The organism is Mycobacterium sp. smrl_JER01, from assembly GCF_048513595.2.
GTDB lineage: Bacteria > Actinomycetota > Actinomycetes > Mycobacteriales > Mycobacteriaceae > Mycobacterium.
Genome location: NZ_JBLXXK020000001.1, coordinates 4196149 through 4220844, shown reverse-complemented (window position 1 = coordinate 4220844; position 24696 = coordinate 4196149). Strand labels below are relative to the sequence as shown.

At 68.1% G+C, this 24696-nt stretch carries 26 protein-coding genes and 1 tRNA gene; 21 read left to right on the top strand and 6 right to left on the bottom strand.

The genetic code is table 11. The annotated features are described in order from the left end of the window. Positions 1-4: 4 nt before the first annotated feature. Both ACNUDN_RS19590 and ACNUDN_RS19585 read right to left on the bottom strand, forming a co-directional pair. Positions 5-1162: an acyl-CoA dehydrogenase family protein gene (locus ACNUDN_RS19590; protein ID WP_419123438.1), complete on the bottom strand. Its 1158-nt coding sequence runs from the start codon at positions 1160-1162 to the stop codon at positions 5-7. 80 nt (positions 1163-1242) lie between these two features. Next, entirely contained in the window at positions 1243-2049 is an 807-nt protein-coding gene (locus ACNUDN_RS19585) for a DUF1460 domain-containing protein (RefSeq protein ID WP_419123437.1), read from the bottom strand. A gap of 122 nt (positions 2050-2171) precedes the next feature. Here ACNUDN_RS19585 and ACNUDN_RS19580 point away from each other — a divergent pair, with 122 nt between their 5' ends. Continuing rightward, the gene (locus ACNUDN_RS19580) at positions 2172-3116 is read left to right on the top strand and encodes a lytic transglycosylase domain-containing protein (RefSeq protein ID WP_419123436.1); all 945 of its coding nucleotides are present in this window, start codon (positions 2172-2174) and stop codon (positions 3114-3116) included. 48 nt (positions 3117-3164) lie between these two features. Here ACNUDN_RS19580 and ACNUDN_RS19575 read toward each other — a convergent pair whose 3' ends face one another. After that, positions 3165-3509: a hypothetical protein gene (locus ACNUDN_RS19575; RefSeq protein ID WP_419123435.1), complete on the bottom strand. Its 345-nt coding sequence runs from the start codon at positions 3507-3509 to the stop codon at positions 3165-3167. Between the two features lie 168 nt (positions 3510-3677). Here ACNUDN_RS19575 and ACNUDN_RS19570 point away from each other — a divergent pair, with 168 nt between their 5' ends. The 4 genes from ACNUDN_RS19570 (at position 3678) to ACNUDN_RS19555 (ending at position 5968) form a co-directional block, all read left to right on the top strand. Then, complete coding sequence (locus ACNUDN_RS19570) at positions 3678-4172, top strand: hypothetical protein (protein ID WP_419123434.1); 495 nt, start codon at positions 3678-3680, stop codon at positions 4170-4172. A gap of 88 nt (positions 4173-4260) precedes the next feature. Continuing rightward, complete coding sequence (locus ACNUDN_RS19565) at positions 4261-4551, top strand: hypothetical protein (RefSeq protein ID WP_419123433.1); 291 nt, start codon at positions 4261-4263, stop codon at positions 4549-4551. A 59-nt stretch (positions 4552-4610) separates the two neighbouring features. Beyond that, positions 4611-5243, top strand: a complete 633-nt coding sequence (locus ACNUDN_RS19560) for a GIY-YIG nuclease family protein (RefSeq protein WP_419123432.1) — start codon at positions 4611-4613, stop codon at positions 5241-5243. Between the two features lie 62 nt (positions 5244-5305). Next, positions 5306-5968: a pyridoxamine 5'-phosphate oxidase family protein gene (locus ACNUDN_RS19555; protein ID WP_419123431.1), complete on the top strand. Its 663-nt coding sequence runs from the start codon at positions 5306-5308 to the stop codon at positions 5966-5968. Between the two features lie 30 nt (positions 5969-5998). Here ACNUDN_RS19555 and ACNUDN_RS19550 read toward each other — a convergent pair. Continuing rightward, a tRNA-Arg gene (locus ACNUDN_RS19550) sits at positions 5999-6071 on the bottom strand. Between the two features lie 101 nt (positions 6072-6172). Between ACNUDN_RS19550 and argS the strand changes: the two genes are divergently transcribed. The 6 genes from argS (at position 6173) to rho (ending at position 14965) form a co-directional block, all read left to right on the top strand. Further along, positions 6173-7825 carry an arginine--tRNA ligase gene (gene argS, locus ACNUDN_RS19545; RefSeq protein ID WP_419123430.1) on the top strand — a complete coding sequence of 551 codons (1653 nt, stop codon included), beginning with the start codon at positions 6173-6175 and terminating at the stop codon, positions 7823-7825. 89 nt (positions 7826-7914) lie between these two features. Continuing rightward, on the top strand, positions 7915-9252 hold the full coding sequence (lysA, locus tag ACNUDN_RS19540) for a diaminopimelate decarboxylase (protein ID WP_419125225.1): 1338 nt from the start codon (positions 7915-7917) through the stop codon (positions 9250-9252). Then, the gene (locus ACNUDN_RS19535) at positions 9249-10565 is read left to right on the top strand and encodes a homoserine dehydrogenase (protein WP_419123429.1); all 1317 of its coding nucleotides are present in this window, start codon (positions 9249-9251) and stop codon (positions 10563-10565) included. The genes lysA and ACNUDN_RS19535 overlap by 4 nt, the downstream gene beginning before the upstream one ends. Further along, positions 10562-11641 (top strand): threonine synthase, encoded by a 1080-nt coding sequence (thrC, locus tag ACNUDN_RS19530; RefSeq protein WP_419123428.1) that lies wholly within the window; start codon positions 10562-10564, stop codon positions 11639-11641. The genes ACNUDN_RS19535 and thrC overlap by 4 nt, the downstream gene beginning before the upstream one ends. Positions 11642-11651: 10 nt before the next feature. Next, positions 11652-12596: a homoserine kinase gene (gene thrB, locus ACNUDN_RS19525; protein WP_419123427.1), complete on the top strand. Its 945-nt coding sequence runs from the start codon at positions 11652-11654 to the stop codon at positions 12594-12596. A 296-nt stretch (positions 12597-12892) separates the two neighbouring features. Beyond that, the gene (gene rho, locus ACNUDN_RS19520) at positions 12893-14965 is read left to right on the top strand and encodes a transcription termination factor Rho (RefSeq protein ID WP_419123426.1); all 2073 of its coding nucleotides are present in this window, start codon (positions 12893-12895) and stop codon (positions 14963-14965) included. A gap of 47 nt (positions 14966-15012) precedes the next feature. Here the strand turns inward: rho and ACNUDN_RS19515 are convergent, their stop codons facing one another. Next, complete coding sequence (locus ACNUDN_RS19515) at positions 15013-15447, bottom strand: MarR family winged helix-turn-helix transcriptional regulator (protein WP_419123425.1); 435 nt, start codon at positions 15445-15447, stop codon at positions 15013-15015. Between the two features lie 68 nt (positions 15448-15515). Between ACNUDN_RS19515 and ACNUDN_RS19510 the strand changes: the two genes are divergently transcribed. Then, entirely contained in the window at positions 15516-16115 is a 600-nt protein-coding gene (locus tag ACNUDN_RS19510) for a maleylpyruvate isomerase family mycothiol-dependent enzyme (protein ID WP_419123424.1), read from the top strand. Between the two features lies 1 nt (position 16116). On the opposite strand, the gene ACNUDN_RS19505 is transcribed toward ACNUDN_RS19510, so the two are convergent. Further along, positions 16117-16758: a TetR/AcrR family transcriptional regulator gene (locus ACNUDN_RS19505; protein WP_419123423.1), complete on the bottom strand. Its 642-nt coding sequence runs from the start codon at positions 16756-16758 to the stop codon at positions 16117-16119. A gap of 109 nt (positions 16759-16867) precedes the next feature. On the opposite strand from ACNUDN_RS19505, the gene fadD1 reads away from it, so the two are divergent. From fadD1 to ACNUDN_RS19460, 9 genes are all read left to right on the top strand, one after another. Continuing rightward, on the top strand, positions 16868-18457 hold the full coding sequence (gene fadD1, locus ACNUDN_RS19500) for a fatty-acid--CoA ligase FadD1 (RefSeq protein WP_419125224.1): 1590 nt from the start codon (positions 16868-16870) through the stop codon (positions 18455-18457). Between the two features lie 161 nt (positions 18458-18618). After that, positions 18619-18858: a 50S ribosomal protein L31 gene (gene rpmE / locus ACNUDN_RS19495; protein ID WP_419123422.1), complete on the top strand. Its 240-nt coding sequence runs from the start codon at positions 18619-18621 to the stop codon at positions 18856-18858. Between the two features lie 87 nt (positions 18859-18945). After that, positions 18946-20019: a peptide chain release factor 1 gene (prfA, locus tag ACNUDN_RS19490; RefSeq protein ID WP_419123421.1), complete on the top strand. Its 1074-nt coding sequence runs from the start codon at positions 18946-18948 to the stop codon at positions 20017-20019. 23 nt (positions 20020-20042) lie between these two features. After that, complete coding sequence (gene prmC, locus ACNUDN_RS19485; RefSeq protein WP_419125223.1) at positions 20043-20870, top strand: peptide chain release factor N(5)-glutamine methyltransferase; 828 nt, start codon at positions 20043-20045, stop codon at positions 20868-20870. A gap of 45 nt (positions 20871-20915) precedes the next feature. After that, on the top strand, positions 20916-21578 hold the full coding sequence (locus ACNUDN_RS19480) for an L-threonylcarbamoyladenylate synthase (protein ID WP_419123420.1): 663 nt from the start codon (positions 20916-20918) through the stop codon (positions 21576-21578). 10 nt (positions 21579-21588) lie between these two features. After that, a complete protein-coding gene (locus tag ACNUDN_RS19475) occupies positions 21589-22806 on the top strand; it encodes a glycosyltransferase family 4 protein (RefSeq protein ID WP_419123419.1) in 1218 nt (405 codons plus the stop codon). A gap of 269 nt (positions 22807-23075) precedes the next feature. Continuing rightward, entirely contained in the window at positions 23076-23567 is a 492-nt protein-coding gene (locus ACNUDN_RS19470; RefSeq protein ID WP_419123418.1) for an ATP synthase subunit I, read from the top strand. Positions 23568-23589: 22 nt separating this feature from the next. Next, positions 23590-24342 carry a F0F1 ATP synthase subunit A gene (gene atpB / locus ACNUDN_RS19465; protein ID WP_419123417.1) on the top strand — a complete coding sequence of 251 codons (753 nt, stop codon included), beginning with the start codon at positions 23590-23592 and terminating at the stop codon, positions 24340-24342. A 101-nt stretch (positions 24343-24443) separates the two neighbouring features. Then, positions 24444-24689, top strand: a complete 246-nt coding sequence (locus ACNUDN_RS19460) for a F0F1 ATP synthase subunit C (RefSeq protein ID WP_126332965.1) — start codon at positions 24444-24446, stop codon at positions 24687-24689. The last annotated feature ends 7 nt before the right edge of the window (positions 24690-24696 follow it).

Below are 24696 nucleotides of genomic sequence, written 5' to 3'. Positions count from 1 at the left end.
TATTTCACAGTCCGAGGATGGTCGACGCGATGATGGTGCGCTGCACCTCGTTGCTGCCGCCGTAGATGGAGGTCTTGCGGTAGTTGAGGTAGCGAGGTGCGGTGTGCTGTGCCCACGATGGCGACGTGACGCCGTCGGCGTCGAACGGCAAGGCGTCGGCGCCGGCGACTTCCACCAACAGCTCGGTGGCGATCTGCTGGAGCTCACTGCCGCGCAGCTTGAGCACCGACGAGGCCGGATTCGGCTTGCCGCCCTTGGACCCAGACGCGACCCGCATCTGGGTGAGTTCGAGCGCCAGCACATCGTTTTCGGCCTCGGCCAGCCGCGCCGCGAACAGCGGATCGTCGATCAGACCGTTTGCCTGGGCGCGCTCCTTGACCTCGGAGAGGCGCAACTTGGTGCGGCCCACCTGAGCGATCCCGTTGCGTTCGTTGCCGAGCAGGAACTTGGCGTAGGACCAGCCCTGGTTCTCCTCGCCGACGAGTTGATCGGCCGGAACCCGGACGTCCTCGAAGAACACCTCGTTGACCTCGAAGCTGCCGTCGATCAGCTTGATCGGTCGCAGCGTGATGCCGGGGGTGTTCATGTCGATGAGCAGGAAGGAGATGCCGGCCTGCTTCTTGGGGGCGTTGGGGTCGGTGCGGACCAGGCAGAAGATCCAGTCCGCGTACTGGCCGAGGGTGGTCCACGTCTTCTGGCCGTTGACCACGTAGCTGTCGCCGTCGCGCAGCGCCGTCGTGCGCAGCGAGGCGAGGTCGGAGCCCGCCTCGGGTTCGGAGAATCCCTGGCACCACCAGATGTCGAGCGCCGCGGTCGGCGGCAGGAAGCGTTGCTTGGTCTCCTGGGAGCCGAACTCCGCGATCACCGGGCCGACCATGCTGGCGTTGAATGTCAGCGGTTCGGGCACGCTGGCGAGCTGCATCTCGTCGAGCCAGATCTGCTGCTGGGTCGGTGTCCAGTCTTTACCGCCCCACTCGACGGGCCAGTTGGGTACGGCGAGTCCGTGGTCGTTGAGGATCTTGTGGGTGGTGACGATGTCGTCGCGGTTGGCCTCGGTGCCGGTGCGGGTGCGTTCGCGGATCTCCGCCGGGATCTTGGTGCGGTAGAAGGTGCGAAGCTCGTCGCGGAAGGCGGCTTCCTCGGGTGTCAGCGCCAGCTGCATGTGCGGACTCCTGGTTCATCGATGGACCACCCGCCAGACTAACCACTTGGTTGGGAAGAAAACACGGCGGGACGGATCCGTCACAGGACCGGACGGAGCACCACGATCCCGGGGACGGTGTCCACGTAGTCGAGCAGCGGCGTGTCGACGACCGCGTGCGCCGAACTCAGCGACGACGCGTTGCGAAAGACCGGTCCGTTCGGCGTCGCGACGAAGATGCCAACGTGGGTGACGTCCAGCCCGCCGTCCTCGGCGTAGGCGCCCAGGTAGTCGCCGGTGCGCAGATTTCCGATGACGTCGCCGGTCACCTGGCTGCCGGGGATGTAGGTGACGGTGCGCGGCATGACCGGCAGGCCGGCCAGATACCGGCCACCTGAATCCCGACTGTTGAGATTCTTGGTCGTGCGTACCGCGTCCGGGCTCACGGCGGCGGTGACATCGGTGGCGATCGCCGGCGCTGCCGCGGCCCAATCGGTGAAGAAATGCTTGCGGTTCTCGAACGCCACGACCCCGTTGTTGTACCGGATGTCGACGAGGTTGGCGACGAACTCGTCGCGGGTGTCGGACCTCTTGAGTGCCTCCACGTAGTCGGCGTAGGTGAAGCAGTCGACGCGCTCGAGGTCGACGACCAGTTGTTCGGGCTCCGTGGCCGAACCGATCAAAGTGTTGGCGCCGTAAGGCGTTCCGAGGAAGCCGGCAGAGATCGTGTCGGCGGTGTGGTCGGTGGCCAGCATCGATTCCAGAATCTGCTCGCTGCCGGCCGACATCACCATAGCCGGGGCTGCCTGCGCTGGACCGGCGGGAGCCAGTAGGCCGAGCATCGCCCCGAGCAGCAGTACCGCCGTGAGCCGAACCGTTCGCCGGGTGTGGTCGGTCGATGTCGACATGGCTCTTCCCTCCCCGCGGCACTGCCGGCCACTGTACGGGTCGGGCCGCGGTGCATTCGGTAAGACTGGAACGGAGGGGTTCAAAAAGCAGCGGAGGATGAGATGCCCGGTGGAGGACGGTCGTGACGACCCGACCTGCGGTGATCCTGGCGGCTGTGGTCGCACTGGTCGGGGCCGGGGTCTTGGTGGCCTCACCGGCCCGCGACGCCGAGCATGGTCCCGAGGCTGCGCAGGCCGTCCCGCGGCACGCCGCGCCCGCGACCCCGGCGCCGTCTGCAGCGCCGCAGCGTGCTCAGCCGGGCCTGGCCCAGGAGCCGGCCCGGCTCGCCGACGACCTCGTCGCCGACGAACTGCTCCTGCGTGACCCGTCGCTGCCGGAGAACGCCCTGCGTGATGCCGCGCGCCGCCAGCAGGCGGCCTACCGCGTCCTGGGGCGGCACCCGGAGTGGGACCCGCTGGTCCGGCCGCGCATTCCGGAGGCGCTGCGCGCGGGCTACGACCGCAACGTCGACGCCCGCAGGCAACTGACCGCGATGAGCACCGGCCGGGGTAAGCCCACGCTGCCGGCGTGGCGTATCGAGGCGCCGGCGCCGACGGGGGAGTTGCTGGCCTATTACCGCGAGTCCGAGGCAGCCTCGGGTGTCGGATGGAACTATCTGGCGGCCATCAACCTGATCGAGACCGCATTCGGCCGGATCTCCGGGGTCAGCACCGCCGGTGCCCAGGGCCCGATGCAGTTTCTGCCGTCGACGTTCGCGATGTACGGCGGTGGAGGCGATATCACCGACGACCGCGACGCCATCTTGGCGGCCGGGCGGTTCCTGGCCGCGCACGGCTTCGCGCGCGACCGCGACCGCGCGCTTTACCGTTACAACAACTCGAACAACTATGTGCGCGCGGTCACGCATTACGCGGCGCTGATCGCCGCGCACCCCGCGGCGCTGGACGGTTACCACCACTGGGACGTGTACTACCGGACGAGCGCCGGCGATGTCGTACTTCCCGTCGGCTACGCCGCGGCCGAGCCGGTCCCGGTCGAGGAATACCTGGCCCACCATCCGCAGTGAAACCCGGTGCACTGATCGGGCCCGCGGACGGGGACCACCACGGGTGTCCTATTCGTCGGGTTGCGCGCCGACGCAGGCCCGGTACTGCTCCATGCACATCTGGACGGCTTCCACCGGCACGTACCTTTCGCCGTAGATGCCCTCCTGCGCACTTCCCGAGAAGCATTCCTGCCGCTGGTCTTCACAGCTCGGTGACGACGTGTCCGGATCCTGCAGCGGCGGTTCGAAGAACCCGCCCTGCGACAGGATCAAAGACAGCGGGTCGGCTGCCAGGCCGCCGCTGAGGCACGGTGCCCCCTGCGGCTGAGCCGCCGCCGGGCCGAGCGAGACACCGGCGAGCGGAAACAACAGCAGCGTTGCCAGCACCAGCCGGGCCAGAGTGTGTGCAGACATCGGATGCTCCTCGCCGAAAACCACCATGAGATCTGGCAGTCAAGCTCGTCGGTGTCAGCCTGCGTGAGGGTCTTAGGGCGCACGCTCTGGGGTAGAAAGTCCCTTCTGTCGAACCACCTCCGGGCCCAATCTGACCTTGTGCTTCGCCGATCATGCATTGCTGCGGCCGTGATCCTGGCCGCCGTCGGCGCGATTCCTCCGGCCGGCGCGGATCCGTCCGCCGAGCTCATGGGCAGGCTGCCCTCGGGGTATGGCAGCGGCTCATGCGCACCTGCCGATCCGGCGGGCGCGCTGGCCGCCGTCACCTGCCGGGACAATGTGCTGCCGGGCGGCCCGACAGATGCGACCTACTGGTTGTTCGGCGACGTCACCGCAATGCAAGAAGCGTTCGCGGCTTACCTCGCACGGCCGGACTGGATGCCAGCACCCTGCCCAGGCAAGGAGTCGGCCGAGGCCACACCGGTTGTGGGCGCGCACGGCAACCCCTCCGGTCTGATCGCCTGCGGGCGGGGAACCGGCACCGACTGGCAGCTCCGGGATTCCGCCGTGGCGTGGACGCGCGACGCTGACCGCTTTCTCGCGGTGGCCTATGCCGAATATCAAGGCCAGGCCTTTGCTGCCGGCCTGTTCGATTGGGTAGCCGCGCAACTGCGGATGAACTGACACACGACGGACCCTTGGGCGCTGGTCCACCGATCGCCTCCGGCCCCGGTTCCGCCCGGACTACCATGGGGCGAGCACGGGGTCGGGGATGAGTAGGGAAGGCCCTCAGATGCTGGACTCAATTCGCCGTCCGGCGGCAGTCGCCGGACTCGCGCTCGCGCCGCTCACCGCCCTGGTGCTCGGGTCGCCGGGGGTCGCCCAGGCCGCCGAGTGCGGGGTGGGCACGGTGTACGACGCGCCCACCGACACCTGCGTGGCCGCCCCCGTCCCACCTCCACCCCCGCCGCCCCCGCCGCCGTGGAACGGGGATCCGACACCGGGGTTCTCGATCGGCATCTGCGCGCCGATCCCGTTCGTGTCGCTGTGCACCGGGATCTGAGCAGGGCCATCGGGGTGCGGTACGGGCCCATCGAACGAGCCGACGGCTAGTCTGAGCCGATGGCTGAGTCGATGTCCGTCCGGCGTAGCGCCGATGCCGTAGCGAAATTCCTTGCCGCGCAGCGCTACACACGAGACGAGGTGTTCGCCGAGCCGAGTCCGGTGCCCGCCGAACCCGGTGTGCACGGCTGGTGGTTCCGCACCATTCCCGGCGGCATCGACAGTTCCGGCTGCGAACAGCGCGACGGTTGGACCCTGCTCTACGTCGGCATCACCTCCGGGCCGCCTCGTCCCGACGGCAAGCCGCGGGTGCCGCAGGATCTGCGCAAACGCATCCGCTATCACTTCGGTGCCGGCAACGCCGATGCCGACGGTTCCACGCTGCGCAAATCACTCGGTGTGCTGCTCGGCGCCGAACTGGGCTTCGCGCTGCGCCGGGTCGGTTCGGGCAAGCGACAGACCTTCGCCGGCGGCGAGAGCGTGCTGACCCGCTGGATGGCCGAGAACGCCGCGGTGTCCTGGGTGCTGCATCCCGAACCCTGGCACCTGGAACGCAAGCTGATCGCAGCGCTCGACCTGCCGTTGAACTTCCAGGACAACGAACGCAACGCGTTCGGCCCCGAGCTTAAGCGGCTACGCCGCGACGCCGCGGTCAAAGCGGGCAAGATGCGGGTGCTCGCGGAATGGGCGTAGCGCCGGGCGCAGACCGGTAAAATGACGCGCGCAGGCACGCCGATGGTGCGAGGCTTGCTGCCGTGTGGCAGCCATCGACCCGTGTCTCCCGTCTCGCCGAGAAACAGAGCGCGTCCCGCGCCGAGTTGAATGCGCTGCTCGACGCCACCCCGCTGGCGACGATCGCCCTGGTGCGCGACGGCCATCCCGCGGTCTTTCCGACCGGATTCGTCCGGATCGAGGACGCGTTGGTGATCCACGGCTCCACCGGATCGCCGTGGATGCGCGCCGTCGCCGGCGGGGCCACGGCGGCGGTGTCGGTGACCACACTGGACGGGGTCGTGGTGGCGCGCAGCGGCTTCGAGTCATCGTTCCACTACCGCAGTGCAGTGCTGTTCGGGGTCTTCGAGGTGGTGGGCGCCGAGGAGAAGGTCGGGTACCTGGAGACGCTGACCGACACCTTCATTCCCGGTCGGGTGGCCGAGCTGCGTCCCAGCAGCCGCCGGGAACTGGCCGCCACCCTGGTGTTGCGGCTGGCGATCGGTGACGACAACTGGTCGCTGAAGGTGAGCGACGGCTGGCCCGATGACCCCGAGGAGGACGTCGCGGCCGGTGCCTGGGCCGGCGTGGTGCCGTTGAGCACCCACTACGGCGAGCCCGAGCGCGCCCCCGATTGCCCCGCCGACGTGCCGACACCGCGGTCGGTGCTGGCGATGACCGGTGAACTGGTCAATCACAAGCGGTAGGTAGCCGGTTGTGACCGGCCGGACGATGGGTGCCCCCGGCAGGATTCGAACCTGCGGCCTTCTGCTCCGGAGGCAGACGCTCTATCCCCTGAGCTACGGGGGCGCGGGCTGAACAGCTGCGCCGTTGGGCCCCGATAGCGTAGCGCATGCCGGAGGCGGAAACGGATTCGGTGGTGAACAGCGCAGACCATAGGATGGTTCCCCGTGACCCCCGCCGATCTGGCCGACCTGCTCAAGGCCACCGCAGCCGCGGTGCTTGCCGAGCACGGCCTCGACCCTGCCGCGCTGCCCGCCACCGTCACCGTCGAGCGCCCCCGCAATCCCGAACACGGCGACTACGCCACCAACCTGGCGCTGCAGCTGGGCAAGAAGGTCGGCGCCAACCCCCGCGAACTGGCCGGCTGGCTGGCGGCCGCGCTGGCCGAGCAGAGCGGCATCGCCGCCGCCGAGGTCGCCGGTCCCGGGTTTGTCAACCTGCGCCTGGAGGCGTCGGCGCAGAACGTCCTCGTCGACAACGTCATCTCCGCCGGTGACCGCTACGGCCACTCGGCCGACCTCGAGGGTCAACAGGTCAACCTGGAGTTCGTCTCGGCCAACCCGACCGGCCCCATCCACATCGGCGGCACCCGGTGGGCCGCGGTGGGGGATGCGCTGGGCCGGCTGCTGAGCACCCAGGGTGCCGAGGTGGTGCGCGAGTACTACTTCAACGACCACGGCGCGCAGATCGACCGGTTCACCAATTCCCTAATCGCGGCCGCCAAGGGCGAGCCGACCCCGGAGGACGGCTACGCCGGCACCTACATCGCCGATATCGCAGCCCAGGTCCTGGCCAAGGAGCCGCAGGCGCTGCGCCTGCCCGACGCCGAGATGCGCGAGACGTTCCGGTCCATCGGGGTGCACCTGATGTTCGACCACATCAAGGAGTCGCTGCACGAGTTCGGTACCGACTTCGACGTCTACACCCACGAAGATTCGATGCACACCTCCGGGCGCGTCGAGCAGGCCATCGCCAAACTCCGCGAGACCGGCAGCATCTACGAGAAGGACGGCGCGGTCTGGTTGCGCACCACCGACTTCGGTGACGACAAGGACCGCGTCGTCATCAAGAGCGACGGTCAGCCCGCCTACATCGCCGGCGACCTGGCCTACTTCCTGGACAAGCGCAAGCGCGGCTTCGACCTGTGCATCTACATGCTGGGCGCCGACCATCACGGGTACATCGCCCGGCTCAAGGCCGCCGCGGCGGCGCTCGGCGACGATCCGGATACCGTCGAGGTGCTGATCGGTCAGATGGTCAACCTGGTGCGCGACGGGCAACCGGTGCGAATGAGCAAGCGGGCCGGAACGGTCATCACGCTTGACGATCTGGTCGACGCGATCGGAGTCGACGCCGCCCGGTACGCGCTGATCCGCAGTTCGGTGGACACCCCTATCGACATCGACCTGGCGCTGTGGTCCTCGGCCTCGGCCGAGAACCCGGTCTACTACGTCCAATACGCCCATGCGCGGCTCTCGGCGCTCGCCCGCAATGCCGCCGAGCTGGGTATCGCCGCGGACACCGCGCATCTGGATCTGCTGACCCATGACAAGGAAGGCACACTGATCCGCAACATCGGCGAGTTCCCGCGGGTGCTCAAGACCGCGGCGAGTTTGCGTGAGCCGCACCGGGTCTCGCGCTACCTCGAGGATCTTGCCGGGGACTACCACCGGTTCTACGACTCCTGCCGGGTGCTGCCGCAGGGTGACGAGTCGCCGGGCGACCTGCACGCGGCGCGGCTGGCGTTGTGCGCAGCGACCCGCCAGGTCATCGCCAACGGGCTGGGTATCCTCGGCGTCAGCGCTCCGGAGCGGATGTGATCGCGCATCCGGCCGGCCCTCGGCACGCCGAAGAGGTCCACCCCGTCGCCACCCCCGACCGTCCCCGGAGCGCCGCCGAGGTTCTCCAGCTGGCCCCGAACGTGTGGCCGCAGAACGCTGTTCGCGGTGACGACGGTGTGGTGTCCATCGCCGGGGTTTCGGTGACCGACATCGCCGCACAGTTCGGCACCCCGGTCTTCGTCATCGACGAGGCGGACTTCCGGGGGCGCTGTCGCGAGATCTCGGCGGCGTTCGGCGGTGGTGACCATGTGCGTTACGCCGCCAAGGCATTTCTGTGCACCGAGGTGGCCCGTTGGATCGACGAGGAACGGCTGTCGCTCGACGTCGCCAGCGGGGGAGAGCTCGCGGTGGCGCTGCACGCCGGCTTTCCGCCAGAGCGGATCGCGTTGCACGGGAACAACAAATCCGTCGACGAACTGACCACCGCGGTCAAGGCGGGCATCGAACATGTGGTCGTCGACTCGATGACCGAGATCGAGCGCCTGGATTGGATCGCCGGCGAGGCCGGGGTGGTGCAGGACGTCCTGATCCGGGTGACGGTCGGTGTCGAGGCACACACCCACGAGTTCATCTCCACCGCGCACGAGGATCAGAAGTTCGGCCTGTCGCTGGCCAACGGCGCGGCGATGGCCGCGGTCCGGCGGGTGTTCGGCACCGACCACCTGCGCCTGGTCGGCCTGCACAGCCACATCGGCTCGCAGATCTTCGATGTCGCCGGTTTCGAGTTGGCCGCCCACCGGGTGATCGGTCTGCTGCGCGACGCGGTCGCCGAGTTCGGGGTCGACAAGTCCTCGCAGATGTCGATCGTCGATCTCGGTGGCGGTCTGGGCATCTCCTATCTGCCGCAGGACAATCCGCCGCCGATGGGTGAACTGGCCGACAAGATCCAGGCCATCGTGCGCAACGAATCCGCCGCCGTCGGACTGCCCACCCCGCGGCTGGTGGTCGAACCCGGTCGAGCCATCGCCGGCCCCGGCACCATCACGCTCTACGAGGTGGGGACGGTCAAGGACGTGGCGGTGGCCGCGGACAAGAGCCGCCGCTATGTCAGCGTCGACGGCGGTATGAGCGACAACATCAGGACCTCGCTCTACGGCGCCGAGTACGACGTCAGGCTGCTGTCGCGGACCGCTGAGGCGGGCCCGGCGCTGTCCCGCGTGGTCGGGAAGCACTGCGAGAGCGGCGACATCGTGGTGCGTGATGCCTGGCTCCCCGAGGATGTGGCGCCGGGGGACTTGCTCGGTGTCGCCGCGACCGGCGCATACTGCTATTCGATGTCGAGCCGTTACAACCTTATCGGCCGCCCGGCCGTGGTGGCTGTGCGCGACGGGCGGGCCCGCCTGATCCTGCGCCGGGAGACGGTCGAGGATCTCTTGAGTCTGGAAGTGAGTGAGGTGAAGCGGTGAGTGACGCGATCGGGGTAGCCGTGCTGGGGCTGGGCAACGTGGGCAGCCAGGTGGTGCGCATCATCGAGGAGAGCGCCGACGATCTGACCGCACGCATCGGAGCACCTCTGGTGATCCGCGGTATCGGTGTCCGCCGTGTCGACGGCGACCGGGGTGTGCCGGCGGAATTGCTGACCGATGACATCGAGGCGCTCGTCTCGCGCGACGATGTCGACATCGTCGTGGAACTCATGGGGCCCGTCGAGCCCGCGCGCAAAGCGATCCTCGCCGCCCTCGAACAGGGCAAGTCCGTGGTCACCGCGAACAAGGCGCTGATGGCGGTATCGGCCGGAGAGCTCGCGCAGGCCGCCGAGAAGGCGCGAGTAGACCTGTATTTCGAGGCCGCCGTGGCCGGTGCCATCCCGGTGATCCGCCCGCTGACACAGTCCTTGGCCGGTGACACGGTGCTGCGGGTCGCCGGAATCGTCAACGGCACAACCAACTACATCCTCTCCGAGATGGACAGCACCGGGGCCGACTACGCCAGCGCGCTTGCCGATGCCGGCGCGCTGGGTTATGCGGAAGCGGACCCGACAGCCGACGTGGAGGGTTATGACGCCGCGGCCAAGGCCGCGATCCTGGCGTCCATCGCGTTCCACACCCGGGTCACCGCCGACGACGTCTACCGCGAGGGTATGACCAAGGTCAGCGCCGCGGACTTCGCCTCAGCGCGGGCCCTCGGGTGCACCATCAAGTTGCTGGCGATCTGCGAGCGGCTCACCACCGCCAAAGGCAAACAAAAGGTTTCGGCGCGGGTCTACCCGGCGCTGGTGCCTCTGGAGCACCCGCTGGCATCGGTCAACGGTGCTTTCAACGCCGTGGTGGTCGAGGCCGAGGCGGCGGGACGGCTGATGTTCTACGGGCAGGGTGCCGGCGGCGCTCCCACCGCGTCGGCAGTGCTCGGTGACCTCGTGATGGCTGCCCGCAACCGGGTGCAGGGGGGCCGTGGACCGCGCGAGTCCAAATATGCCAAGCTCCCGATCGCACCGATCGGCAACATCGCCACCAGGTACTACGTCAACATGAACGTCGCCGACCGGCCCGGGGTGCTTTCCGCGGTGGCTGCGGAGTTCAGCAAGCGTGAGGTCAGCATCGCTGAGGTACGGCAGGAGGGCATGGTCGACCAGGGTGGGCAGCGCTGCGGCGCCCGCATCGTCGTGGTCACCCACCAGGCCGCCGACTCCGCGCTGTCGGAAACCGTAGACGCATTGGCTGATCTGGAGGTCGTGCAGAGCATCAACAGCGTTCTGCGGATGGAAGGGATCACACAGTGAGCACCACCCGAGCCGTGCACCAGCCTTGGCCCGGCCTGATCGCGGCCTACCGCGACCGGCTGCCCGTCGAGGACAGCTGGACGGCGATCACCCTGCGTGAAGGTGGCACCCCGCTGCTGCCGGCTCCCAGGTTGTCCGAATACACCGGCTGCACAGTGCATCTGAAGGTGGAGGGGCTCAACCCGACCGGTTCGTTCAAGGACCGGGGCATGACGATGGCGGTCACCGAGGCGGTGTCGCGTGGGCAGCAGGCGGTGCTGTGCGCTTCGACCGGGAACACCTCGGCGTCGGCGGCCGCCTATGCGGCCCGGGCCGGTATCACCTGTGCGGTGCTGGTCCCGCAGGGCAAGATCGCGATGGGCAAGCTGGCGCAGGCGGTGATGCACGGCGCCAAGATCATTCAGATCGACGGCAACTTCGATGACTGCCTCGAGCTCGCCCGCAAACTCACCGCCGACTTCCCGACGGTGTCTCTTGTGAACTCGGTCAATCCGTTTCGCATCGAGGGGCAGAAGACCGCGGCGTTCGAGATCGTCGATGCGCTCGGTGACGCGCCCGACGTGCATGCGCTGCCGGTCGGCAACGCCGGCAACATCACCGCTTACTGGAAGGGCTACACCGAGTATCACCGCGACGGGTTGGCGGCCAAGCTGCCCCGTATGCTGGGTACCCAGGCCGCCGGCGCCGCTCCGCTGGTGCTCGGCGAACCGGTCAGCGATCCCGAGACCATCGCGACAGCGATCCGCATCGGCTCCCCGGCGTCGTGGAGTTCGGCGGTGGAGGCCCAACAGCAGTCCGAGGGACGCTTCCTGGCCGCCACCGACGAGGAGATCCTGGCCGCCTACCACCTGGTCGCCCGCGCCGAAGGGGTGTTCGTCGAGCCCGCGTCGGCGGCCAGCATCGCCGGACTGCTCAAGGCCATCGAAGACGGCTGGGTCGCCAAGGGGTCCACGGTCGTCTGCACCGTCACCGGGAACGGGCTCAAAGACCCTGACACCGCACTCAAGGGGATGCCCGCGGTCATCCCGGTGCCCGTCGACCCGGTCGCCGTGGTCGCCAAGCTCGGGCTGGTCTAGGACGGCCACCGTGACCCGCGCATTGCCCCCCGGTCTCTCGGCCACCGCCGTGGTGGCGGCTTCCAGCGCCAACCTGGGCCCGGGCTTCGACAGCATGGGACTGGCCCTGAGTCTCTACGACGAGATCGTGGTTGAGACAACGGAATCCGGACTGGTTGTGCAGGTCGAGGGGGAGGGCGCCGGTCAGGTTCCGCTGGATGCTTCGCACCTGGTGGTCCGGGCGATCCAGCGGGGACTGCGTGAAACCGGGGTGTCCGCTGCCGGTCTTCTGGTCCGCTGCCGCAACGACATTCCACATTCCCGCGGTCTCGGCTCCTCGGCGGCTGCGGTCGTCGGTGGACTGGCGGCCGCGAACGGTCTTGCCGCACAAGCGGACTCGGCGACCATGTGCACCGAACAGCTGGTGCAGGTGTCGTCGGAATTCGAAGGACACCCGGACAACGCCGCAGCCGCGGTGCTCGGCGGCGCTGTGGTCTCCTGGACCGAGGGGGAAGCCGATCGCGTGCGTTACGCCGCTGCGCCGATCCGCCTGCACCCGCAGATCACCGTCTTCGCGGCCATCCCGCAGGTGCGTTCCTCGACCGCCGAGACCAGGGTGCTGCTGCCAGAGCGGGTCAGCCACACCGACGCCCGCTTCAACCTCAGCCGTGCCGCACTTCTCGTGGTCGCGCTCACCGATCGCCCGGACCTGCTGATGCCCGCCACCGAGGACGTCCTGCACCAGCCGCAACGCGCTGCCGCCATGCCTGCGTCGGCGGAATACCTCTCCGTGTTGCGGCGTTGCGGGGTGGCGGGAGTGTTGTCCGGTGCGGGCCCGACCGTTCTGGCGTTGAGCACCGAGCCGCAGCTGCCCGCGCAGGTCATGCAGTACGGCGCCGAGAACGGGTTCGCGATCTCGAAGCTGTCGGTCGGACACGGCGTACGGTGGTCCTCAGGCGTGCCGGTGCGGAGTTAGTTTCGACGCTGAGCGGCAGTAACACGCGCACCATGCGAATCGTGGGGTTTCTTGCTTCCATCCAGGAAGCGGGTTATTCTCGCAGTCGTCCGGCAATCGCAGCTTCTTCACCTGCGCCGACACTAGGACGACTCTTCTTTCAGGTGTTCAAACTTGTGGACTGACGGTTCGCCGTATCCCGGCGAAGCCAGGCGATCACCATTGCGGTTGCAAGGGTGTGACCTCGGCGTTCAGCGGATCGGCTGAACGCACCGAACCCTCGCGTGACCTGATCAGCGAGGGAAGAAAGGAAATCCGTGACCGATACGGACCTCATCACGGCCGGCAGTGCCGCCGGCGGCGAACTGCCGAACTCCGTGAGCACAGACGCCTCCCCATCCTCTGAGGCGGGTAAGCCCGCCGCAGGAGATGCTCCGGTGGCGGCAGCCCCCGCCCGCCGCGGCGCTCTGACCAGCCTTGTACTGCCCGAGTTGCGTGCAATGGCCAAGGAGATCGGCGTCGAAGGCGCCTCCGGGATGCGCAAGAGCGAGCTGATCGCCGCCATCCGGGAGCGACGCGGTGAAGGTAAGGGCACCTCCGAGGCTCCCAAGACCGAAGCCCCCAAGACCGAAGCCCCCAAGACCGAAGCTCCCAAGGCCGAAGCTCCCAGGACCGGAGCTCCCAGGACCGAGGCCCCTCAAGCCGAGGCCCCCACCGCCGACGGAGCAGCAGCGACCGCCGCCCCGGAGCAGGCTGCCGAAGCGCCGGCGCAGCCCCGCCGGCGGGAACGTCGCGGGTCCTCGCGTGAACAGGGCGGTCCCAGCGCCGGCGAGCAGGACAAGCCCGCCGACCAGCAGGACAAGGCCAACGACCAGGAGTCCGGTCCGGCTGAAGGTCGCGACAAGAGTGCCCGACCCGATCAGCAGGGCGGCCGGGACAATCGCGACAAGCGCGAGCCCCGCGAATCCAAGGACAACCAGGGTCAGCAGAACGCCGGCCAGGGGTCGAAGAACGACAGGTCCGAGTCGGATTCCGACAACCGTTCCGACGGCGGCCAGCAGGGCGGTCAGAATCGGGGCGGCGGCCGCAACAACAACAACGTCGACGACAACGACGACGACGGCGAAGGTCGCCAGGGCCGTCGCGGTCGGCGATTCCGGGACCGCAGGCGGCGCGAGCGCGGCGGCGAGGGCGGTGGCGGCGGTGCCGACCGCGATACCGAGTTGCGGGACGACGATGTGGTGCAGCCGGTGGCCGGCATCCTCGACGTGCTGGACAACTATGCGTTCGTCCGCACCTCGGGATACCTTGCCGGCCCGAACGACGTGTACGTGTCGATGAACATGGTGCGCAAGAACGGTCTGCGCCGCGGCGACGCGGTGACCGGTGCCGTCCGGGTCCCCAAGGAAGGCGAGTCGGGGAACCAGAACCCGCGCCAGAAGTTCAACCCGCTGGTCCGGCTGGACACCGTCAACGGCAAGCCGGTCGAGGAAGCCAAGAAGCGCCCCGAGTTCACCAAGCTGACTCCGCTGTACCCGAACCAGCGGCTGCGCCTGGAGACCAGTGGCGACAAACTGACCACCCGGGTGATCGACCTGATCATGCCGATCGGCAAGGGGCAGCGCGCGTTGATCGTGTCTCCGCCCAAGGCCGGTAAGACGACGATCATGCAGGACATCGCCAATGCGATCACCCGCAACAATCCTGAATGTCACCTGATGGTCGTGCTGGTCGACGAGCGGCCCGAAGAGGTGACCGATATGCAGCGCTCGGTCAAGGGCGAGGTGATTGCCTCCACCTTCGACCGCCCGCCGTCCGACCACACGCAGGCCGCCGAGCTTGCCATCGAGCGGGCCAAGCGCCTGGTCGAACAGGGCAAGGACGTCGTGGTGCTGCTGGACTCGATCACCCGTCTGGGCCGCGCGTACAACAACGCCTCCCCGGCGTCGGGCCGCATTCTGTCCGGCGGCGTCGACTCCACCGCGCTGTACCCGCCGAAGCGGTTCCTCGGCGCGGCCCGCAACATCGAAGAGGGTGGCTCGCTGACGATCATCGCCACCGCCATGGTCGAGACCGGATCGACCGGTGACACGGTGATCTTCGAGGAGTTCAAGGGCACCGGCAACGCCGAGCTCAAACTGGACCGCAAGATCGCCGAGCGGCGTGTCTTCCCGGCGGTCGACGTCAACCCGTCCGGCACCCGCAAGGACGAGCTGCTGCTCTCACCCGACGAGTTCGCGGTCGTGCACAAGCTGCGCCGTGTGCTCTCGGGTCTCGATCCGCATCAGGCCATCGATCTGTTGATGAGCCAGCTGCGTAAGACCAAGAACAACTACGAGTTCCTGGTCCAGGTCTCCAAGAACACCCCCGGCGGGGCCGACAACGACTGAGCGATCCCGGTGTGTCCGGCTGCGCCGAGCGTGGCCGGACCCCGGGATCACCGGTACGGGTCGGTGATCTCGCGCAGCGTGACGAGGGCGTCCCGCAAGGCGGTGAAGGCTTCATCGCCCAGGTGTCGTCGCCATTCCCGCTCCACCCGGTCGACCTCTTCGGCTGCCCGCCGGCACATGCCCGCACCCCGATCTGTGAGGGTCACCAGGCGGGCGCGCGCATCGGTGGGATCGGGTCCGCGGCTCACGTAACCCGCACGCTCGAGTTGATCGACCAGAGCGCCGGCCGTCTGCTTGGTCACCCGCGCCTGTTCGGCGAGCTCGGTCACTCTCATCCCGGCAGGGTGCAGCCGTTGCAGCAGCCGGGACTGGGCGACCGTCACGTCATCGACGCCCGCTCGCGCGAGTGCGTCCATCACCCGGGCTTCGATGTCACGGTGCGCGATGAACATCAGGACCGAAGTGGCGGGCTGGATGTCCATTCCTTGACTTTAGTACGAACTCCTGACTAAATTAGTCAGCATCACTGACTAAGCACCCAGGGGTAGCCATGGACCGCGACACCGTGTGGCGTCATGTCGAGAACCAGCGCCGCGAACTCGCCGACCTGATCGAGGGCCTCGATACCCGCGGGCCGCAGGTTTGGGGCACGCCGTCGCTGTGTGCGGGATGGACCGTCGGCAACGTCGCGGCCCACCTCACGCATTCGACGATGGGTACGCCGCGCATGCTGTGGGAAGCCGCCCGCAGCGGCTTCCGTTTCAATGCCGTCGTCCATCGGTTGGCCGTCTCCGACCGCAGGTCGCCGGCGCAGATCGCCACCGACCTGCGCGCCGCCGCCGGTTCGCGGCGGCGTCCACCCGGCACGACCGAACTGGAGCCGCTGACCGACGTGCTGGTGCACGCCCAGGACATTTGCATCCCGCTCGGGATAGACCGGCCGATGCCGGTCGACGCGGCGGCCGCCGCCGCGGACAGAGTGTGGACGGCCGGGTTCCCGTTCCACGCGCAGAAGCGCTTCACCGGCACCCGATTGGTGGCCACCGACACCGACTTCGCCGTCGGTGCTGGTCGTGAGTTGGCGGCGCCCATCGCCACATTGCTGATGCTGCTGACCGGGCGCCAGGTCCACGGCACCTCGGTGCGCTAGCTCAGCCAGTCGGATCGCTGCGCAGCGCCGCGACCAGGTAGCGACGCGCGTGGCGCAGCACCGAGTCGTGGTCGTCGGCGTCGCATTGTTCACCCGGCACGGTGGCCAGGCTCAGCGTGACCCGCGCAATCCACTCTGCGGCTTCGGTGCAGTCGGTGAGGGGATGGATCTCACCCCGATCGACCGCGGCCTGCACATACGGCACCCAGAACGCGGCGATGTCGGGGATGAGGCCGCGTACGCCGAGGCCGACGCAGGCGGCGAACGCCTCCGGTTCCTCCTGGCGCAGTTTGAGGACCAGCGCCCCGGGTGTCTCGGACTCCCTGCGCGCCAACTCCACGCCCGCCGCGATCTGCTCGTCGAGGCCGGTGACAGCGTCGAGGCGGGCGCGGGATTCGGTCCAGAATGCGTCGTTGAGCCGGACGATCGCGGCCCCGAGCAGTTCGGCCTTGTCGGGGAAGTGCCGGTAGAGCCAGCCCCGGCTGACGCCGGCGACCTCGGCGACCTCCGACACCGTGGTGGCGCGAATCCCCTTGGCGGTCAAGCACTGTTCGGCCGCGTCGATCAGCCGATCCCGCACCGGCCGGGCTGCCGCTCGGGCCGGAGGTTTCGGCACTGGATTCGCCACCGTACCCACGCTCATCGCCCTATCTTCGCAGATGAACCGTGGGCGGCGGCTGCGGTACGCTGCGCCCGGAGCCACGGTAGACAACTACCGGGATCTGTTCACCGAATCGGGAGGGCGAGCGGCGTTGGCCGAGACAGTCCAGCAACTGCTGCGGGAGCGCGCGGACGGCGCCGGTGTCGCCATGAAGTTCAAGGACCGCACCTGGACCTGGCGGGAACACCTTGGCGATGCGGCCACGCAGGCAGCGGCGCTGATCGACGCCGCCGATCCCGATCGTCCCCTGCACGTCGGGGTGTTGCTCGGCAACACCCCGGATATGCTGACCGCCATGGCCGCCGCCGGCCTCGGCGGATATGTGCTCTGCGGCATCAACACCACCCGCCGCGGCGACGCTCTCGCACGCGACATTCGTCGTGCCGACTGTCAGTTTCTGCTCACCGACGGCGATCACCGGGATCTGCTCGACGGTGTCGACCTGACCGGGGTGCAGGTGCTGGAGGTCGGGACGCCGCAGTGGGCGGAACTGACCAGGAGGGTCGCGGCCCCGGCCACCCTGGCTCCGTACCGGGAGGTCACCGCCGCCGACACCTACATGTTGATCTTCACCTCCGGGACCAGCGGCGACCCCAAAGCCGTCAAGATGATGCACGCGATGGTGCTGCTGGCCGGCGCCGCGCTGGCCGGCCGCTACGAGTTGGGCACCGCCGACGTCTGCTACCTGTCGATGCCGCTGTTCCACAGCAACGCCGTCCTCGCCGGGTGGTCGGTGGCCCTCAACGCCGGCGCCGCGATGGCCCCCGCCCGGTTCACCGCCTCCCGGTTCCTCGAGGACATCCGCCGCTACGGCGCCACGTACATGAACTATGTCGGCAAACCGCTGGCCTACATCCTGGCCCGCCCCGAGCGGCCCGACGACGCCGGCAACCCGTTACGCGTCGCCTTCGGCAACGAGGCAAGCGATCGCGACATCGCCGAGTTCGCCCGGAGATTCGGCTGCGAGGTGTGGGACGGATTCGGATCCACCGAGAACGCGGTGACCGTGACCCGAGAGGACGGGTGCCCGTCGGGTTCCATCGGCAAGGGCTTTCCCGGGGTGGCGATCTACAACTCCGAGACGCTCACCGAGTGCGCCGTCGCCGAGTTCGACGAGCACGGGGCGCTCACCAACGCCGAGGACGCCATCGGGGAGCTGGTGAACACCCAGGGGTCGGGAATGTTCGCCGGCTACTACAACGATCAGGACGCCACCGACGAGCGGATGCGGCACGGCATGTTCTGGTCCGGTGACCTGGCCTACCGGGACGCCGACGGTTGGATCTTCCTGGCCGGCCGCACCGCGGACTGGATGCGGGTGGACGGCGAGAACATGACCTCGGCGCCGATCGAGCGGATCCTGATCCGGCTAACCGCGATCAGCACGGCGGCGGTCTATCCGGTGCCCGACGAGCAGGTGGGGGACCAGGTCATGGCCGCCATCGTGCTGCAGGACGAGGCGACCCTGACCCCCGACGAGTTTTCCGGTTTTCTGGCCGGTCAGCCCGATCTCTCCCCGAAGGCCTGGCCGCGCCACGTGTGGATCGCCGATCGGTTGCCCAGCACCGCGACCAACAAGGTGCTCAAGCGTGAGCTGATCGCGATGGGTGCGCAACCGGCGGGCCGGACCCTGTGGACACGCGAGGGCAAGTCCTACCGCGTGGCCACCGGCCAGGAATAGTGCACCCCTTGTGCGCGTTTAGGCTGCTGGCGGTTGACCTGGCATAATCAGGTCAGTCGTCCGGCCTCCGGCCGGGTGGACCGCCGTCCCCTCGGTTCCGGTTCACGCCGCAGTCTCCCAGATCGGGAGGGCGACCCGGGCCCACGATTGAAGAGGAAACCATGAAATCAGGCATTCATCCTGACTATGTCGAGACGACCGTGCTGTGCGGCTGTGGTGCCAGCTTCACCACCCGCAGCACCAAGAAGAGCGGAAACATCACTGTCGAGGTGTGCTCGCAGTGCCACCCGTTCTACACCGGCAAGCAGAAGATCCTCGACAGCGGCGGCCGCGTGGCCCGCTTCGAGAAGCGCTACGGCAAGCGCACCGGGGCCAACACCAAGGCTGCCGCCGACAAGTAGCCGCCGCAACGGCGCCCGCTCTGTCGCACTTTGCGCAGGCCGGGCGCCGTTTCGTGCATTGAGGTCCGCTCAGACGAAGGAGGCGAGATGGCCGAGGCCGCACCGGCGATCGAGGCGATTCTCGCCGAGTACGGTGAGCTCGAGCAGCGGCTGTCCGACCCCGAGCTGCACTCCGACGCGGCCGCCGCCAAGAAGGTCGGCCGACGATTCGCGCAGATCTCCCCGATCGTGTCGACCTACCGCAAGCTCGAGGCCGCCCGTGGTGACCTGGACGCGGCGCGCGAACTGGCCGCCGACGACGCGTCCTTCGCCGACGAAGTCGACGAGCTCACCACCAGGGTCGCCGACCTGGACACCCAACTGACCGATCTGCTCGCACCGCGCGACCCCCACGATGCCGACGACATCGTCCTGGAGGTCAAGTCCGGCGAAGGTGGGGAGGAATCGGCATTGTTCGCCGCCGACCTGGCGCGGATGTACATCCGGTACGCCGAGCGTCACGGCTGGACGGTCACGATGCTCGGGGAGACCACCTCTGATCTGGGCGGTTACAAGGACGCCACGCTGTCGATCGCGAGTAAGGGCGACTCCGCCGACGGCGTGTGGTCGCGGCTGAAGTTCGAGGGCGGTGTGCACCGCGTGCAGCGGGTGCCGGTCACCGAATCCCAGGGCCGCGTGCACACCTCGGCGGCCGGTGTCCTGGTCTATCCCGAGCCCGACGAGGTCGAGCAGGTCCAGATCGACGAGTCCGACCTGCGCATCGATGTCTACCGCTCCTCGGGCAAGGGCGGCCAGGGCGTCAACACCACCGACTCGGCGGTGCGCATCACGCACCTGCCGACCGGCATCGTGGTCACCTGCCAGAACGAACGCTCGCAGTTGCAGAACAAGGCCCGCGCCATGCAGGTGCTGGCCGCCCGGCTGCAGGCGCTGGCCGAAGAACAGGCGTCGGCGGACGCCTCGGCCGACCGCGCCAGCCAGATCCGCACGGTGGACCGCAGCGAGCGGATCCGCACCTACAACTTTCCGGAGAACCGGATCGCCGACCACCGGATCAACTTCAAGGCGCACAACCTCGACCAGGTGCTCGACGGTGACCTCGACCCGTTGTTCGACGCCCTCGCCGCCGCCGACAAGCACGCCCGGCTGCAGAACACGTGAACGTCGCTGACCGGCCGGCGACGATGCGTCAGATGATCGACGACGCCGCAGCCGCGTTGGCGGCGGCCGGGGTCGGGTCAGCGCGCGTGGACGCCGAGCTGCTGGCGGCACATGCGGCGGGCGCCGAGCGCGGCCGGGTCGCGTTCGTGGCGCCCGACGACGACTTCGCCGCCCGCTACGGCGAGCTGGTCACGGCTCGCGCCGCACGGATTCCGTTGCAGCATCTGACCGGTGTGGCGGCGTTCGGGCCGGTCACCGTCCGGGTCGGCCCGGGCGTGTTCGTCCCACGGCCCGAAACCGAGTCCGTGCTGGAATGGGCACTGGCGCAACCTCTCCCGCCCCGTCCGCGGATCGTCGACCTGTGCACCGGGTCCGGTGCTTTGGCGCTGGCGCTCTCGGTTGGCCTGCCCGCCGCGGAGGTGACCGCCGTCGACGACTCCGAGCCGGCGCTGGACTACGCGCGGGGCAATGTGGTGGGCACACCGGTGCGCGTGGTGCGCGCCGACGTCACCGCCGACGATCTGCTCGCCGATCTGGACGGCACAGTCGACCTGCTGGTCGCCAACCCGCCCTACATCCCTGTCGGCGCGCAGCTCGAACCGGAAGTGGCACAACATGACCCGGGCCACGCACTGTTCGGTGGCGCGGACGGGATGGCGGTGATCGGTCCCATCGTCGTGGCTGCGGCGCGGCTGCTGCGGCCTGGTGGACGGTGTGCCGTCGAGCACGACGACACCACCTCGGAGCAGACGGTGGCGGCGTTCACGCGTACCGGCGGGTTCGTCGACGTGACGGCCCGACACGACCTCGCGGGCCGGCCGCGCTTCGTGACGGCAGTGCGGGCCGGGTGAGAGGCTGGCCACCGTGAACCGGCGAGTAGCGAGGGCGGATCGCACATGAGTGAGATGTTTGACTGCACCGACCCGGCGCAGCGCGAGAGCGGTATCGCATCGGCGATCAGCGCGCTCAAGGGCGGCCGCCTGGTGGTGATGCCGACCGACACCGTCTACGGCCTCGGCGCCGACGCGTTCGACGGCGAGGCGGTGGCCTCGTTGCTGGCCGCCAAAGGTCGCGGGCGTGACATGCCGGTTCCCGTCCTCGTCGGTTCCTGGCACACCATCCAGGGATTGGTGTACACGGTGCCCAACAGCGCCAAGGAACTGATCCGCGCGTTCTGGCCGGGCGCGCTGAGCCTTGTCGTCCGGCAGGCGCCGTCGCTGCAGTGGGACCTCGGTGACGCGAACGGCACCGTGATGCTGCGGATGCCGCTGCACCCGGTCGCCATCGAGCTGTTGCGCGAGGTCGGCCCGATGGCGGTCTCGAGCGCCAACATCTCGGGCAATCCGCCGGCGGTGACCGCGGCGGCCGCGCAGGAACAACTCGGCGACCGCGTGGAGGTCTACCTCGACGGCGGTCCGGCCGAGCAGCAGGCGGCGTCGACGATCGTCGACCTCACCGGCGCCCATCCCCGGGTGCTCCGGCAGGGTCCGGTGACGCTCGACGCGATCGCCGAGGTGCTGGGCGTCGAACCGGTGACCCTGACCGACCGGCCGGATTGATCTGGCTTCCGTGCACCCGGGATCACTGACGACGGCCGTTGCGCAGGCGGGGGAGAGCGTCCTGGCGTTGTCCGACCGCGGCGCCGGTGTCCCGCTGCGTGAGCTCGCCCTTGTCGGCCTGACGGCGGCGATCGTCACCTACCTGGCCACCGGCTGGGTGCGGGTGCTGGCGACCCGCTGGGGTGCGGTGGCCTACCCCCGCGAGCGCGATGTGCACCTGCAGCCCATCCCGAGGATGGGCGGACTGGCGATGTACCTGGGAGTTGCGGCAGCCGTCCTGTTGGCGTCGCAGCTGCCCGCGCTGACGCGGGGCTTCGTGTATTCGTCCGGTATGCCGGCCGTGGTGGTCGCGGGCGGACTCATCATGGTCGTCGGGTTGATCGACGACCGCTGGGGTCTGGACGCGCTGACCAAGTTCGCCGGTCAGATCACCGCGGCAAGCGTGCTGGTGACCATGGGCGTGGCCTGGAGTGTGCTCTACATCCCGATCGGTGGTGTGGGCACCATCGTGCTGGACCAGGTGGCGTCCATCCTGTTGACCCTCGCCTTCACCGTCGCCCTGGTCAACGCGATGAACTTCGTCGACGGCCTCGACGGTCTGGCCGCCGGTCTGGGCCTGATCACGGCATCGGCCATCTGCATCTTCTCCGTCGGGCTGTTGCGCGACCACGGCGGCGACGTGCTGTTCTACCCGCCCGCGGTCATCTCGGTCGTGCTCGCGGGGGTATGTCTGGGCTTCCTTCCGCACAACTTCCACAAGGCCCGGATCTTCATGGGGGACTCCGGCTCGATGCTGATCGGCCTGATGTTGGCCGCCGCGGCGACCACCGCTGCGGGCCCGATCTCGCAGACCGCGTACGGAGCCCGCGACGTCTTCGCGCTGCTGTCACCATTCCTGCTCGTCGTCGCAGTGGTGTTCGTCCCGGCCCTGGACATGCTGCTGGCGATCATCCGCCGCACCCGCAAGGGCCTCAGTCCGTTCAGTCCGGACAAGATGCACCTGCACCATCGGCTGCTCGAAATCGGCCACTCGCACCGGCGCGTGGTCCTGCTGGTCTATCTGTGGGTGGGCATCGCCGCGCTCGGAGCGGCCAGCTCGACCTTCTTCGATCCGCGCCGCACCGCGGCGGTCATGGCGGTGGCCGTCGTGGTCGCCGTCGTGGTCACTTTGATCCCGTTGCTCAGGCGCGGCGACGATGCCCCGGACGAGGTATACGACAAAAAGTAGTAGGCCCTCTTTTGTGGCCCTCACCATGTGTTAGGGTTCGGTGAGAACCCGAAAAGACCTCGCGGGTTGCCGGCCTCCGGGCGGTTCGATGGCAACGTTCAAAGCATCGACCGGAACGGGAAAACGACCGACATTTTGACCGAAACAGGGAGCAACCCCTTGGGTGATTCCAGCGCGTGCGCCGCCCTCCGTTACGCTACGGGCGCCACGCACAGGATCATCGGGACAACCCCCACCATGCTCGACGGACGCGGGATTGAGGTGAAGCAGTGACGACACCAGCGCACGACGCGCCGTTGGTGTTCCCGTCCGTTGCTTTCCGGCCTGTCCGACTGTCCGTCGTCTGCGCACTGGTCGCCGGTGCCGTAGGTGTTCTCGGTGCGATCCTCGGTCACCCGATGTTCGGTGTGTTCTTCGCCGTGGGTCTGGCACTCGGCCTGACGAACGCGCTGCTGGTGCGGCGCAGCGTGCAGGCCATCACCGCCAGCGATCACCCGCTCAAGAGCAAGATGGCGCTCAACTCTGCGACGCGCCTGCTCGCGATCACCGTGATCGGCCTCGCCATCGCGTTCTACTTCCGGCCACAGGGCCTCGGCGTGCTGTTCGGTTTGGCACTATTTCAGGTGATTCTCGTGCTCAGCACCTCGCTGCCGGTCCTCAAGGAGCTACGGGCCGGCGGCGGCGCGGCCGCCGAGACATCGACCGGTTCCGCCGGTACCCCTTCAGACAAGCCCGCTGCTACGACTTCCACCGACGGATAAGCACCGAAGGATCAATCCACAGATGAGCGAACAAATCCTGGCGCTCCAGGTCGGCCACCACACCGAGCAGGAGTGGTTTGGCATGACGGTCAACGTAGACACCGTGTTGTCGACGGCGATTGCGGCCGCGGTGGTGTTGGCGATGGCGTTCTACCTCCGGGCCAAGGTGACCTCCACGGGCGTGCCCGGCGGGGTCCAGTTGTTCTTCGAGACCGTGACGATCCAGTTCCGGAATCAGGTCGAGAGCGCGATCGGCATGAAGATCGCGCCGTTCATCCTGCCGCTGGCGGTGACGCTGTTCACCTTCATCCTCATCGCCAACTGGATCGCGGTTCTGCCGGTGCAGTACACCGGCAGCGACGGCGTCGAGCACGAGCTTCTCAAACCACCGGCGGCGGACGTGAACTTCGTGTTCGCCCTCGCGGCGTTCGTGTTCATCGCCTATCACGCCGCCGGCATCTGGCGCCGCGGTGTGCTGGGCCATCCCAAGCAACTGCTCAAGGGCCACGTCGCGTTCCTGGCCCCGATCAACATCGTCGAAGAAATCGCCAAGCCGATCTCGTTGTCACTCCGACTTTTCGGCAACATCTTCGCCGGCAGCATCATGATCGGTCTGATCGCGATGTTCCCCGCCTGGATCCTGTGGGCCCCCAACGCGATCTGGAAAGCCTTCGACCTTTTCATCGGTCTCATCCAGGCGTTCATCTTCTCGTTGCTGACGATTCTCTACTTCGGCCAGTCGATGGAACTCGAGCATGAGGACGAACACCACTAGCGAAGCGACGGTTCGCGGCAACCGCTGACAGACGACACTGATTCGAAAGAAGCACGAAGACCCTGGCAGGTATCACTGCCAGTTATCAAGGAGGATAAGGAATGGATCCCACAATCGCTGCCGGCGCGCTCATTGGCGGCGGTCTGATCATGGCCGGTGGCGCGATCGGTGCCGGTATCGGTAACGGCGTGGCCGGTAATGCGCTGATCTCCGGTATCGCTCGCCAGCCGGAAGCTCAGGGCCGACTGTTCACTCCGTTCTTCATCACCGTCGGTCTGGTCGAGGCGGCGTACTTCATCAACCTGGCGTTCATGGCGTTGTTCGTCTTCGCCACCCCCGTCGGCTAATACAGCG